This is a genomic window from Yinghuangia sp. YIM S10712 (genome assembly GCF_051388935.1).
In the GTDB taxonomy this organism is placed as follows: domain Bacteria; phylum Actinomycetota; class Actinomycetes; order Streptomycetales; family Streptomycetaceae; genus Yinghuangia.
The window spans coordinates 45,435-59,146 of the sequence record NZ_JBPKBI010000007.1 but is presented as its reverse complement, the minus strand read 5'-3'; the positions used below and the strand labels follow the sequence as shown (position 1 = coordinate 59,146).

General features: G+C 69.8%; 11 protein-coding genes. 6 read left to right on the top strand and 5 right to left on the bottom strand.

What is annotated here, in order from left to right:
• Positions 1–133 precede the first annotated feature (133 nt).
• On the bottom strand, positions 134–1,513 hold the full coding sequence (locus ACRX5W_RS16825) for an FAD-binding oxidoreductase (RefSeq protein WP_436788969.1): 1,380 nt from the start codon (positions 1,511–1,513) through the stop codon (positions 134–136).
• Positions 1,514–2,296: 783 nt separating this feature from the next.
• On the opposite strand from ACRX5W_RS16825, the gene ACRX5W_RS16820 reads away from it, so the two are divergent.
• Complete coding sequence (locus tag ACRX5W_RS16820; protein ID WP_436788968.1) at positions 2,297–3,205, top strand: helix-turn-helix domain-containing protein; 909 nt, start codon at positions 2,297–2,299, stop codon at positions 3,203–3,205.
• Between the two features lie 190 nt (positions 3,206–3,395).
• Here ACRX5W_RS16820 and ACRX5W_RS16815 read toward each other — a convergent pair whose 3' ends face one another.
• From ACRX5W_RS16815 to ACRX5W_RS16800, 4 genes are read right to left on the bottom strand one after another with little or no spacing between them, the layout of a single operon-like run.
• Entirely contained in the window at positions 3,396–4,022 is a 627-nt protein-coding gene (locus ACRX5W_RS16815) for a DUF6668 family protein (protein WP_436788967.1), read from the bottom strand.
• 29 nt (positions 4,023–4,051) lie between these two features.
• Complete coding sequence (locus tag ACRX5W_RS16810) at positions 4,052–4,627, bottom strand: DUF4913 domain-containing protein (protein ID WP_436788966.1); 576 nt, start codon at positions 4,625–4,627, stop codon at positions 4,052–4,054.
• Positions 4,624–6,384 (bottom strand): type IV secretory system conjugative DNA transfer family protein, encoded by a 1,761-nt coding sequence (locus ACRX5W_RS16805; protein ID WP_436788965.1) that lies wholly within the window; start codon positions 6,382–6,384, stop codon positions 4,624–4,626. The genes ACRX5W_RS16810 and ACRX5W_RS16805 overlap by 4 nt, the downstream gene beginning before the upstream one ends.
• Positions 6,385–6,424: 40 nt before the next feature.
• A complete protein-coding gene (locus ACRX5W_RS16800; protein ID WP_436788964.1) occupies positions 6,425–7,456 on the bottom strand; it encodes an SCO6880 family protein in 1,032 nt (343 codons plus the stop codon).
• 192 nt (positions 7,457–7,648) lie between these two features.
• On the opposite strand from ACRX5W_RS16800, the gene ACRX5W_RS16795 reads away from it, so the two are divergent.
• The 5 genes from ACRX5W_RS16795 to ACRX5W_RS16775 all read left to right on the top strand — a co-directional run bounded on the left by ACRX5W_RS16795 (position 7,649) and on the right by ACRX5W_RS16775 (position 13,641).
• On the top strand, positions 7,649–8,008 hold the full coding sequence (locus ACRX5W_RS16795; protein WP_436788963.1) for a hypothetical protein: 360 nt from the start codon (positions 7,649–7,651) through the stop codon (positions 8,006–8,008).
• 111 nt (positions 8,009–8,119) lie between these two features.
• The gene (locus ACRX5W_RS16790; RefSeq protein WP_436788962.1) at positions 8,120–8,914 is read left to right on the top strand and encodes a hypothetical protein; all 795 of its coding nucleotides are present in this window, start codon (positions 8,120–8,122) and stop codon (positions 8,912–8,914) included.
• The gene (locus ACRX5W_RS16785; RefSeq protein WP_436788961.1) at positions 8,911–10,596 is read left to right on the top strand and encodes a hypothetical protein; all 1,686 of its coding nucleotides are present in this window, start codon (positions 8,911–8,913) and stop codon (positions 10,594–10,596) included. The genes ACRX5W_RS16790 and ACRX5W_RS16785 overlap by 4 nt, the downstream gene beginning before the upstream one ends.
• A gap of 27 nt (positions 10,597–10,623) precedes the next feature.
• Complete coding sequence (locus tag ACRX5W_RS16780) at positions 10,624–12,105, top strand: SCO6880 family protein (RefSeq protein WP_436788960.1); 1,482 nt, start codon at positions 10,624–10,626, stop codon at positions 12,103–12,105.
• A gap of 27 nt (positions 12,106–12,132) precedes the next feature.
• On the top strand, positions 12,133–13,641 hold the full coding sequence (locus tag ACRX5W_RS16775) for an ATP/GTP-binding protein (RefSeq protein WP_436788959.1): 1,509 nt from the start codon (positions 12,133–12,135) through the stop codon (positions 13,639–13,641).
• Positions 13,642–13,712 lie beyond the last annotated feature (71 nt).

The following is a 13,712-nucleotide window of genomic DNA, read 5'->3' as shown; positions in this document are numbered from 1 at the left end:
TTCGGTGCGGGCGTTTCCCTCAGCTGCACCCAGGTACGCCGGTTCCACTCCGCGGACCCGGAGCAGGACCGGTGAAGTGGGTCGGGCGGGCAGAGGGGCAGTCACCGCCCACCGCGTGGCTTCGACAATCCGGTCAACGCGGCAGCACGTTCGGGTTCAGGATCCCCCGGGGGTCGAACGCGGCACGGATGCCGGCGAACAGCGAGCGCTCGGCGTCGGTGCGTGCCAGGGAGATCCATCTCGCTTTCAGGGCCCCGATGCCGTGCTCCGCGGAGATCGAGCCGCCCAGCGATGCGACGTGGTTGAAGACGACGTCCTGGTGGCGACCGTCCGCGTCCGCCGCCGGCACCACATTCACGTGGATGTTGCCGTCGACGATGTGGCCGTATGTGATGACCTGTGCGTAGGGGTCCACGGAGTGCACGACACCCGTCACGGTCGAGGCGAAGTGGACCCACTGCCCGGACGGCACCGAGACATCGAACTTGAGCGGAGTGCCGAGGAAGCCCGCGGCCTCGGGGTGCCGCTCGCGGTACTGCCAAAGACGGGCCCGATCCGACGCGGTCTCGGCGACCGCGGTGGGGCGGTCCGCCGCCAGTTCACCGAGCTGCTCCATGGCATGGGGGCCGCTTGCCTCAAGGAGGAGATAGGTTTTCGCGGGTTCCCGGAAGGGACGGGCAAGCGGTGTGTGCGCCAGCAGGATGTCCAGCCCCGCCGTGGTGAAGAACTCGGCGGATTCCAGCCCGGTCACCTCGCGGACGGACCGGACGGCCAAACCGTGCAATCCCGCCAGATCCGAGACGCCGATGAGCGCCACGACGGAGTTCTCCGAGCGGGGAGTCAGTCGGATCCGCGCCTGCGTGATGACCGCCAAGGTGCCCTCCGAGCCGGCCAGCAGGCCCGGATAGTCGTACCCGGTGTTGTCCTTGACAAGGCCGGCCATATGGGAGAGCACTCGTCCGTCCGCGAGCACGGCCTCAAGGCCACGGATCTGCGCCCGCATCGGACCGTGCCGGAGCACCCTCAGCCCACCGGCGTTGGTGGCGATCGCGCCGCCGACCGTGGCGCTGTGCCGACTCGCGATCCTGACCGGGAGATCGAACCCCGGATGGGCGTCGGCGACCCGCTGCAACGACACTCCTGCCTGCGCGGTCACCTGCATGGCATCGGTGTCGACCGGGTCCAGGCGGTCGAGCCCGGTCAGGCTCAGGACGACTTCCCCGTTCAGCGGGATCCCGCCGCCCACCAAACCGGTGTTGCCGCCCTGCGGTACGACCGGAACCCCGGCGGCGTTGCAGGCGGCCAACACCGCGGAGACCTGGGCCGTGGTCCCGGGCCTGACAACCGCCGGCGTCCAGCCGTGGAAGCGGCCGGTCCAGTCGACGACGTAGCCTGCGGTCGCGTCGCCCGTGAGGAAGTTGCTGCCGCCGACAATGTCCGCGAGTTCCCGGCGGAGCGTGAGCGGAAGCGGCGAACGGGACGTTCGTACTGCCGTTTTGAAGTGGGCGCGCACGTTCATCCCTTTCGTCGCAACGCGGAAACGGCTTCATCGATGCGCGGGTTCGCGACGACCCGTGGCCCGGACAGCGGTTCGGGAGCGCACGTGGCGTCGGCCGTCCGCTCCCCGACCGGTCCGTCGGCCCACCGGCACCCTTCCGTCACACCCGAAGCGGTCATGCGGATTCCCCTCGCTGCGCATCGACTGGTCACGACTATCGACCGCGCGCGAAGGGCCGGTAAGGCCACGGCGGTTAACCAACTCGGGCAGGCGGCGGACGCGGCCCTGGATATCCGCTGTCACCCGCACGTGACGTCTGGCCCCGCGTGGGGCCCGGAAGGGGGCGGAGCCCGACGCATTGTGGACAGCGGGACGCGCAATACACGCGTCACTATCCATAATGCGTCGTGGTGGTGCCCTCGCAGACGGCGGCCTCCTTGGCCGCTCACCGCGCCAAGTGGATAGATGTACGCCACCCGGGTCAGGTTTTTCGTCGCCTGCCCGCGCAGAGTGGACAGCGCGGCAGGAGCGCGCGGTGCGTTCGACGGATACGAGCCGGCCCCCAGCAGAAAAGGCTCGTCGGAGAAGGAACCGATTCGCACTCCCACGTCGTAGCGGTGTCATTCGGCTCCCCAGGGCCGCGGACGGTCGGGGCGGTGAAGGCTGCCCGACCGGATCGATCAGGCGCGTCGCAGCAGCGGGCGACGCGGGCCCCGGAGCCGAGGACACCAGGTGTCCGCGCCGGCCGTCTCGGCGTGACGCCGATTTCCCCCCAATGCCCAACCGAACGGAGACGAAATGCATCTCTCGGCCTCCGGCGGCGTGCGATGGACTGCGGTGCCCGGCATCGGAGTGATTGGTACGTCCGGCATCACGATCACCACCGAACACCTCACTCCCAGCGGGGAGTTCGCCGATGTGGTGGCCCGATTCTGGTCCTTGCGCTGGACCGTCCACCCCGGGTTCGAACGACACGCCTCCGCGGTGTCGCTGCTCGATCCGGACCCCTTGGTCGTGCTGAACGGCAAGAGCCTGACCTGCCAAGGCATCACACGCCACCGCCGTACCTCTTCACCCCGCCCGGGCACCGGGGTCATATACGCCGCGGCCCTGCGTCCGGGCGTGGTCGCACGCTTGCTCGGCGGGACCGCCGCGGACCACAACGACCGGTGCCTCCCGCTCTCCGAGACCGCATGGGGTCTGTCCGCCCACCGGGTGGGGGCCGACCTGCACGCCGCGGCCGCTCGGGACAGTCTGGCCGGCTTCGCCGTCGCCTTCGAACAATGCCTGCCGACCGCGCCGCCGCTGCCGGCGGACCCCGAAGTGGCCCGCGTCGGCGCGATGGTCGACGCCATCCGCGACGAAGGGCTGACGCGTGTCGTCGAGCTGGTCGACCACTTCCATTTGTCCGCGCGTACGATCCAGCGCGCATTCAACCGCCATATGGGGGTCAGTCCCAAGTGGCTGCTGCGCCGCTACCGCGTCCTTCGCGGCGCGTACCGGTTGCAGTACGACCCGCCGCGAAGATCGAGCGAACTGGCCTCCGCACTGGGCTACTTCGACGATTCGCACTTCGCCCGCGACTTCGCGGACCTGCTCGGCAGCACACCGGCCGTGTTCGCACAGCGGCTGCAAGGCAGTGACCTGACGGGTCGTCAACCCGTATTGGCGCCAACGCCGGTCGGCGTTCCCGGCGCTGCTGCCTGAGAGGAGTTCCGGGGCGGTTCCCGCCGACGGACGCCGGAACGAACCGCCCCCGAACGTTTTGCAGGCGGAGGGATGACGGGCCGGGGCCCAGGCCTCAGTCGCGGGCGCCCGACCCAGCCGACCCGCCCGACTGATCGCCCCGACCGTCTGTGGCGTGTCGGCCGAACCCGCCGACCCGCCCGACCGTCGGTCAACGACCGGCATGCTGCCCCAACTCCACGCGCAGTGGTGTCAGTTCCTCCTCAAGCCTGGTCAGTCCTTTCGGGAGCTTCTCCGGCAGCGGATGGTCGAATCTCAGGGCATCGATCCACGGCACGAACCACGCCTTGGGCACGCCTCCGGCAACGAGCCGCAGCGTTTCCGCGAGTGGCCGCGGCAGCCGCCCGGGGGCGTCCGCGACCGCGACGAGCCCGAGGAGTGTCACGCCCGGCACCCGCCCCGCGGCCCACTGCCGCGCGGCGAGCTGCGCCATCGCGAGCCCCTGGGCGTTCGTACGCGCCACCAGCACGACCCGGCTCGGGTTCCCGTCCGCGGGGATCGGCCACGCTCTGTTCGCGTCGCGACCGCCCGGCACCAGTTCCGCCAGTGTGGACACGGCCGCCCCGCCATGGCAGCCCACCCACCACCACGGAGGGTTCGGAACCCCCACCGGGACGGCGCGGAACGCGAGGCCCTTGGCAGGGGAGTCAGCCGCGAGTCCGACCTGAGGGCGGACCGCCGTCGTCCTCGGGGGGTTCGGTGCCTCGGGCGCCCGCACAGGCGCTGCTTCGCGCGGTGCCGAGGGCAACCACGGGTTCCGCGGTCCGTCGGCTTTCATCGTCTGCTTCCCTCCACCGGTCGCGCGGGTCACTTCCCCTGGTCGCGACCGGGGTCCTTTTCTTTCGTCTTGCGTTTGCCGCCGGCGTCGTGGTCGTCTTCGCCGTCGAGGTCCACGGCGCCGTATGCCGCGTACTCGGTCGGGTCCGGTCGGGCGGCGGCGGACAAGCCGTCGGCGACCGCCTCCAGGTCCTCCGGCTGTAGGGCGAAGGCCGGGTGCGCCATGAACTCCTCGGGTGCCCGCGTCGCCGGCAGCCCGCGAGGCTGCATGTCGCCGTGCCCGTCGCGGGGGTCGCATGCGACGAACGGCCCGTACTGCGGGTGCATCAGCGCGCGCAGGTGCGGATCGGCATGGTGCAGCCACCACGTGGAGAGACCCAACGCCGGGTCCTGACGCAGGAATTCGAAGGCCCGCCACAACACCGAAAGGCGCGCCACGGCTTCGGGGTGGCGCCACCACTCGGGGCACCAGAGTTGCACCGCCCGGTTCAATCGCCTGTGAACCACCTGCGACAGGTACTCCCGTACGAACTCGTCAAGTGATGAGAACGCCAACTCCCCGGGGGCGTCCGCTGTTTCCTCCGCATTTCGGGCTCGGACGCTCATGCCGCGCTCCTGTGCGTCTGCTTCGACAGCACCGGGCGCGCCGGCTCGTATTGCGCCAGTGATGCCCGGATCCGGTCGGCGTACGGGCCCTCCCACCACGGCATGGTGCGGACCAGCACCGGAGGAGAACCGCTGATCTGCACGAAGGCGCGCCCGCGCGGCAGCGAGGCGAGATCCGGCACGTCCAGCACCGGTTCCGACCGGGACCCGCGGCTCAGGTTGCGTTCCCAGAAGTCCGTGTTCTTGCGCGAATAACTCATCGTGTGCGGCTCGAAGATGCCGGAAGCCGCAGACAGGTCGGCCAGAAACTTGGTGTCCAGCACGCCGCCGCCGTAGACGCGCACGTTTGCCGAACCCCACATCTTCGCCATGCCCACGTCGCCCCATGTGGCCACGCCTTGGGCCCACGACTGGAGGATCGTCATCATGACGATGCCGCGCGAACCGAAGTGCGTGTACTTGTCGGGGAGCGCCTTCCACGGGCATACGTTCGCGGCCTCGTCCAGGACGAACAGCATCGGGACGGGCAGCCGCCCGCCGGGGCCGTCGCGGCCCTGGTTCTCGGCCTCCTCGGCCAGCGCCGCGGTGAACGCCAGCACCAGCGGAGCGGCCATCCTGTTCGTCTCCTCGGAGAGGAGGTACAGCGTGTCCTTCCCCTCGGAGATGAACTGCTTGTAGTGGAACTGCGGCCGGTTCGGATTGCGCCCCGGTGTGATCCATTCAGTGATACCCGGTGCGATGAGGAAAGAGACGATCTGCGCGGCGGTTCCGTACACGCCGGCGCGTTGCCGGTCGGGTGCGGTGATCAGCGCGTCGACCGCGTCGGCGGACATGTCGTGGCCGTTGGCGCGCAGGATCTGCTCGGGAGTGGTGTCGTCCGGGCGCGTGATCCAGCGATAGATGTCGGTGATCGGTCGGCCGTCGATCGACGCGGCCAGCAGCAGGTTGGCGATCAGGTCCTCGGCGGCCGGCTCGAAATACGCGTCGCTGCGTGCGTGCGCGGGCCGGTTGACCGAGCAGATGCGCGTGGCCATTTTGATCGCGAGGACGATGCTGTTGCCGACGTACTCCAGCGGATCCCAGTACCAGGTCGGCTCGGCCCCGGCCTGCTTCTGGGGGTCGAAGATCCAGACGTCGCCGACTGCTGCACGCACCCCCCGGGTCGCGTCCACGACATCGCGTTTGTTGGACGTGACGACGACCGCGCCGGGGGCCGCCACGATGTTGGGAATCGCCCGGCACGCAGTTTTGCCGGTGCGTGGGCCCCAGATGTCCATGTGCATGTCTTCCCACGAACCCCACAGCGAATGACCGCTTCTGACGGTGCGTCCGATCAGCACGCCGGGAGGGGAGAGCCCTTCGAGTCCGAGCCGCGCCGCTGTTTCGGCCACGCCTTGCTTCGTCGCAGGAGCCAAGTCGGTCAGCGACGCGAGGTAGGGGAGCGCGCGGTCGACTTTGACGCGCTTGCGGGAATAGCGCGACACCGAGCGCCCCATGCCGTACGCCGACAGCAGGACGAACACGCCCAGCCCGACCGAGACCGCGGTCGCCGTGCCGCCCGGCCACGGGTACGACCCGTTGATCAGGTCCGCCACCATGGCGACCGGTGAAGACGGCTTGACGCCCGAGTCCCGCGTGGCGAACCAGGCGCCGACCCAAAGGATGCAGGCCATCAGGAAGGCGACCAGCAGGAAACCCATCACCATGAGGGTTTCGACGTGCGGGTACGGCCCCCGGCGCCGCGTTGTCGCGCTCACAGTGATTCCGCCTTCGCCGCGCCTGCCCGATCGGCGCTTGTCATCGTGCCGCCACCACCTGCGGGGGCTTCAACTGCCCCGGGACGGCGATTCCCAGTCCCGCGGTCGCGGCGAAGGCCGCGGCCTGTCCGCCGTATACCCGGCGCAACCCCCAACGCGTCTGCTGGGAGAGGCGGTCCGGCAGCGCGTCCAGCGCCGCCACGGCCTCGTCCGCGGGCGCGGTCGATGTGGCCGTCAAGGCGGTTGCCAGTCCATCCTGGTGTGCGGTGGGGCGCGTGGCCCGACGGAAGAAGACCTGGAGGCGGGCGTTCGCCAACTCCGGTGCGGGGCCCAGGAGGGCGGCGGCCGGTTCGTCGCCCGGCAGCCCTGACATGGCCCATGTCACCGATGTCGCACGATCGTGGACGACATGGTCCCAGGCTTCGCGCACCGTTGTCGGCGCCACGTCGCGCCAGCGCAGCGCGGGGCGCGGACCACTGTCGCCGACGAGCTCGGCGACCGACGGGTCGAAGGTCGCCCGGACGCCGTAGGTCACCGAGGCGGCCGAGAGCGGAGCCGCCCGCCCGCCCGCGTTCGCCTCCAAAAGCGTGCAGATCCGCGGCAGTTGGGAACCGATCCGGACCGCCATGTCGGGCACGCCCACGCGCCTGCGGCGACCGGTGGACGCGGGTTGCCCCGCCTCGGTGTAGGTCAGTGCGAACCGCAGCACCCGGGGCCTTGTCAGCTCGGTCGTCACGCTGATGCCGAGGACCGGGGACGCGCGCAACTCGGCGATGACGTTCTCCCAGCGGGCGACCCAGGCGCCCACGGATTCGCCCGGCTGCGGGGCACCTTCGCCCGCGTACTCGATGAGGACCGCGTGCAGACCGCCCGCGGTGGTCGACACGAAGGCGAACGGCCGGCCGTACGCGTCCGGCGCTTCGTGCAGTCGCAGGCCCGGAGCGATCCCGGGTATCCGGGACACCCCGTGGCTGCCGAGCCGGGAGGAGAGCCTGCCCGGAATGCCCACGCCCTTCGGTTTCCCGGGAGGGGGCGCGGCGACGGCGGTCGGGCCGGAGGAAAAACGCGACATCGCAGTTCCGTTCGATCTTGGCCGACGAAGAACTCCTATGAACCATCGGCCGAAAGCGCTTGCCGCGTCAAGGATTTTGTGTTTCCCGAGGGTAATACGGTGGCAGAGTCCAGGGCAAAGGTGGGGCGGTCGACGTCGATCTCTTGGACCTGTCGCATTTATCCAAGCCGAGCCCCGCGCACGTGGTCCACCATGGGTGCAGGCGTGGCGGCGGAAAATGGGGTTCGCGTGATACTTGAGACTGTCAACCATGCGTTCGATGCGATTGTACAGATTCTTCCGCAGAATCCGTCGCCGAACAGCAACGTGGTGCCGGCGAAAGAGGAAGTCCCCATCCCCTCCGGGCTCAGCACCGGAGTTTCGCGGATTTTCGGCTTCATCACGTGGGTGGTCTTCAGTCTGGCCGCCGCCGGTGTTCTCTTCTGTGCCGTGCGGGTCGCGATCGCCTACAAGGAGGGTGGAGAAGTTCTCGCGCCCGGGCTGCTGTCCCCGCTGATCGCGTGTATTGTCGCCGTCTCGGCCTCGGGAATCATCGGCATCGTCGTGCGTTAGGTGCGATTCGGAAATTTCGGGGTGGTTCCGCTGTTCAGGAGGTCGAAGAAGCGGTCGCCGGAAAGCGGGTCCGGCTCGCGGGAATTCGGGTCGTCGGATTTCGGATCCAGGATGCGTCCGACGACGGCGATATCCGCCGCCGTGATATGCGGCCTCATTCTGTGCGTCGTGGTCGTCGTCGTGGACATCGCGGGCGGCGGAGGCCGCGACGGTGCCGCGGCGCAGACGGCGGGACCGACGACGGTTCCCCCGCCCGGCGGCGCCCCGGGCACGGGCGGCACAGGCACGGGCGGCACGGGCAACACGTCGTCCGGCGGCGGCACCCCGGTGCCCACCCAGCCGACGGGCCCTTGCCCGCCCCTGACCGGCGGTTTCGCCGGCATGCCGGAGCAGGAGCCCTCAGAGATCGATTGGGAGAGCTACCGCGGACTCGCGATGCCGTCGTCCGCGTTGTCGGGACCGGTGGGAGGAACGGGCAGCGTGTCCCGGTGCTTCGCGCGCACACCGACCGGTGCGCTGCTCGCGGCGATGCAGATCTCGTCCCGCGCCCTGTTCGCCCCCGACTGGCGGTCGGTCGCCCGGTACCAGCTCGTACCCGGCCCCTCGACCGACGAGTTCGTCACCCGCATGACAAGCCTGGTGGGAACCACCGCGCCCGGGCTCGTGCGGGACGTGACCGGGCTCATGCAGCCGGCCGGATTCAAATTCCTCGCCTACAGCCCCGAACAGGCCGTGCTGGCCCTTGTCTTCGCCTCCGAGGGGGGTGCCCGTATGCAGTCCGCCGTCTACACCGTTGTCTGGGACGGGGACGACTGGCTCCTGCAGGTACAGCCCGACGGCACCGTCGGCGCACTGCCGCAAAGGCCGACGTCACTCGACGGCTTCGTGCCCTGGGGGAAGGAATGAACGCGTTGCGGACCTGGTGGACGCGCCTCACCAAGCACCTGAGATCGGCGCGCAAGCCCGCCTTGGTCGCCGTGGCGGTCGGCCTTCTGCTCGGGCTCGGCGGGGCCGCGGCCTCGGGCGCCTCGAAGGCCCCGGCGCTCCCGATGGACCCGCCACCGGAAGCCATCGTGAATTTCACCGACGGCTGCGTGTACGTGCCGCAAATGGCCAGCGGTTGGGTGTGGTTCTGGTATTGCCCGACGACGAACCCGCCGACCAACGGCCAGGTGCGACTCCGGGACAACGGCGGCAAGCTGCTGTACAACGACTGGGGCCAGGCCTGCTGCGAGGGACAGGCACCCGAGGAGTACTGGCGTCTCCAGGCCGCGCAGACGGCGTGGTCGGGCAATTGCGACGACCTGACGCTGCGTAAAGGTGAATGCAAGGACTGGGCCTCGACGATCAAGGCCAAGAAGCCGCCCAACACTACGCGTTATGGTCCTGATTCGTTCTGGCAGGACGGCAACAACGATCCCAGCGTCAGCCGCCCCTGCGAATTCCTCAAGGCGATATCCGACAAGCTCGTGTGCCTGGACCCCCGGGACGATCCGCCGTGCCCGACCGGAACCCTGGGCGCGAGCAGCCAGTTGCTGCGGAACTGTGAGAGCCAGAACGCGGCGGTCATCACCCACTTCAAGTACGAGCAGCAGACCCCCGGATCGCAGGAGTGCGACACGACCGGCGGAGCCCCCTGCGACTACGATCCCGGCCAGCCCGTCGCCAACACGGAATTCAAGGACGAGGAGTTCCTGGAGGCGCCGATCCAATGGACCGCGGCACGGTTGAGAGAGGCCGTGGGACAGGTCAGCCTCTGGTGGATCCTGGCGCCCGAGCCACTGATCGACAGCGGCAAGGACACCGGGATCAACGTCGAGCAGAACGTCAACTTCCTTGTGCGGCACACCAACGTGATCACGCTCGGTCTGGTGGCGCTCTCGATCGTCATCGCCTCGATTCGCATCTCCCTCACCCGCCAGGTCCAGCATGCCCAGGACGTCGTTCGCAGCATCGTCATCCTGGTCCTGGTCTCGGGGTTGTCCGTCCTGGTCATCAATGCCCTGGTGGCGATGTCCAGTTGGTATTCGACGTGGATTCTCGTACGCGGGCTCAATCCGTCGTCGGAGGAGCCGCTGAGCCGGGCCGCGGGCCAAGAGGCGGCCACCGCGGCGATCGAATCGTTCACCGGCGACCTGGACAACCTGAACTTCGTCCTGCTCGTGCTGCTGAGCCTGTGCCTGCTGGCCGGCGGTCTCGTGCAGTGGGTCTACATGATCGTGCGCATCCCCGTCGTGACCATCCTCGCCGGCACACTGCCCCTCGCCGCCGCCGCGACGAACACCGAGGTCGGGAAGTCGTGGATGTCCCACCACCTCACCTACCTCGGCGCGTTCATCCTGGTGAAACCGGCGTCGGTGACCGTCTTCGTCGCCTCCGCCCGGCTCTTCGGGTCGAACAGCGCCTCCGCCAGCGGACCGGAGGCACAGTTCCGCGGCGCCGTCATCCTGCTCCTGATGTCACTCCTGCTCCCCGCCCTGGTCAAGATGATCTTCCCGGTCGTGGCGCCCGCGACGGGCGGCCAGGCCGCCTCCACGACGATGGTCGGCGGCGTACTCGCCGGCGGGGCACGCCTGGTGAAGCGGTGATGAGAGTCCCGTCCCGGAGGGTGCCGCGTGACCAGACCTGACGTGCGCACGTACGGCAACTGGCGGAAGCCGACGTCGCCCGGCATCTTCGGCATCGGCCTGGCCGGCACCCTGCTGTTGTTCGGTGGAGCCCTGCTGGTGATCGGGGCGCTCTTCGTCTCGATCGTGCTGGCGCTGGGCCTCACCGTGCTGGTCGCGCTGATGCTGGCTCCGCTGCTCATCCGCGACCAACACGGACGCAACGGCCTGCAGTGGCTCACCGCGACGGGCTCGTGGATGTTGGGGGTCATGCAGGGACGGCACCTCTACCGGTCCGGGCCCTTCGGGCGAACTCCCGCCTCCACCAGTCGACTTCCCGGTCTCGCCGCGCCCTTGGAGGTGAGCGAGGCCGTCGACGGGCACGGGCGCCCGTTCGCGATCCTGACCGCGCCCGGTCCCTGGCACCACACCGTCGTCCTCGACTGCCACGCGGACGGAGCCTCCCTCGTCGACGCCGAACAAGTGGACACCTGGGTCGCGTATTGGGGCGACTGGCTCGCCCAACTGGGCCACGAGCCGGGCCTGGTGGCCGCGTCGGTCACGATCGAGGCCGCCCCCGACACCGGCGAGCGCCTGGTACGCGAGGTGTCCGGCAACGTCCACGCCGAAGCGCCGCAGCTCGCCCGCGAGGTCCTGGCCGAGATCGTGCGCGACTACCCGCTGGGCTCCGCCACCTTGACGAGCCGGGTGGCGCTCACCTACTCGGGTGCCGCCCGCAACACCGGCGCCCGCCGGAGCCTGGCAGCGGTCGCGCAGATGCTCGGCACCCGCCTGCCCGGCCTCGCGGCCGACCTCCAGATGACGGGAGCCGGGCCCGCCCTGCCCATGACGGCGCGCGAACTCGGAGTGATGATGCGGGTCGCGTACGACCCGGCCGCGGCCGGGCTCGCCGAGGGAGTGCCCGACGACGGGGTGCTCTGGGACGAGGTGGGGCCCGTCGGCACGATGGAGACACCGGACGCGTACCGTCACGACAGCGCCTGGTCCATGACGTGGGCGATGTCGGAGGCGCCGCGCGGTGAGGTCTTCTCCAGTGTCCTGAACCGTCTGGTCATGCCCCACCCGGACATCCTGCGCAAACGCGTCACGCTCGTGTATCGGCCGCACGACGTGGGAGCCTCCGCGCGCCTGGTGGAACGCGACCGCAAGGACGCCCTCTTCAAGGCCAAGCAGGCGAAGATCGCCCAGGCCCGCGACTCGATCGCGGTCCAGGCGGCGGACCGCGCGGCGCAGGAGGAGGCCACCGGCGCGGGACTTGTCCGATTCTCGCTGTACGTCACCGCCACCGTCGCGGACGCGGAGGACCTCAACCTCGCCGCCTCGGCGGTCGACAACCTCGCGGCGGCATCCCGCCTCCAGTTGCGGCGAGTTCGCTTCGCGCAGGCGAGCGCGTTCCTCGCGGCGCTCCCGCTCGGACTCGTGATGCCGCTGCACCTGAAAGTCCCGCAGGCCGTCCGCGACGCGATGTAAGAAAACCCGGCAGTTGGAGGCACAGCCATGTGGGGATCCGGAAACCGCCGCCCGAAAGGGGAGAAGAGCGCACGTGCCGCCGGCGGAGACCGCAGGCAGGCCCGGGGGGCCGGCTCTGTCCCGTCGCGCGGATACGGCGGCTGGGGCGGCGGTCGGCCGGCGCATGTCGAGGCCGGTCCCGAATGGCGGGGCACGACGGTCCAGGTCTGCGGCCTGTGGCCGTTCGGCGCGGGCTCGGGGACTCCGGTCATCGGCGTCCCCGTCGGGCGCACGCTGAACGGCAACGCGACGCTGTGCTGTGATCCGATCAGTTGGTTCCAGCGCGCCCAACTCATCCTCAACCCGAGCGAGTTCGTGCTCGGCAGGCCGGGGCTCGGGAAGTCGACGATCGTCCGCAGGCAGGCACTGGGACTTGCCGGCTACGGCGTCCAGCCGCTGGTCTTCGGCGACCTGAAACCGGACTACGTGGACCTCATCCAATCGCTCGGCGGCCAGGTCATCACGCTGGGCCGCGGGCGCGGGTTCCTCAACATCCTCGACCCGGGCGAGGCCAAGGCCGCGGCGGCACGGCTGACCGGCGACGCCCGGCGGGCGCTCGTGGCCGACTCGCACGGACGGCGGTTGAACGCCGTCGCGTCGCTGATCACCGTGCTGCGAGGGGGCCCGCCCACCGACCGCGAGGAAAGCATCCTGCACGTCGCCCTGCACGTCCTGGACCAGAAGCACGACGGCGTCCCGGTGCTCGGCGACCTGCTCAAGGTCGTCCAGGAGGCGCCCGACGTAGTGCGGGCGACGGCCCTCGACCGAGGTGACATCGACCGGTATCACACCATCACCGAAGAGTTGGAGGCCTCCCTGATCGGGCTGCTCGGCAACGGCCGGCTGGGGGACATGTTCTCCCGGCCCACCACCGAGCCCATGCGCCACGACCGTCCGGTGTGCTTCGACGTCAGCAGCATCGACGACTCGGAGGCCTACCTCCAAGCCGCGGCCCTGTTGGCGTGCTGGAGCTACGGGTTCGGTGCGGTGTCGGTCGCCCAGGCGCTCGCCGACGCCGGACTGGAGCCCCAGCGTCACTACTTCGTGATCCTCGACGAGCTGTGGCGCGTCCTGCGGGTGGGACGCGGCCTCGTCGACCGCGTGGACGCGCTCACGCGCCTCAACCGGCAGCGCGGTGTCGGCATGGCCATGGTCACCCACACCATGTCGGACCTGTTGGCGCTGCCTTCGGAAGAGGACCGCATGAAGGCCAAGGGGTTCGTCGAGCGGTCCGGCATGGTCATCTGCGGAGGGCTCCCGGCCGCCGAGATGCCCCAACTCACCGAAGTGGTGGGCATGACCGAGGCCGAGCAGCAGATGATCGTCGACTGGTCGACCCCGCCCTCGTGGGATCTGGCCGGCACCACCAAGGCGCAGCCGCCCGGACTGGGAAAGTTCATGGTCAAGGTCGGCGGGCGCCCCGGCATCCCCCTCGTCGTCAGGCTCACCCAGGCCGAGTTGGCGATCAACGACACCAACCGCAGGTGGGCCCGATGAGCTCCCGTCGCGGCGGCGGCATCGGCCGGCGCCTGCGCCTCGGCATTCGCGTTCGCTGCGGCGGCCGGTCG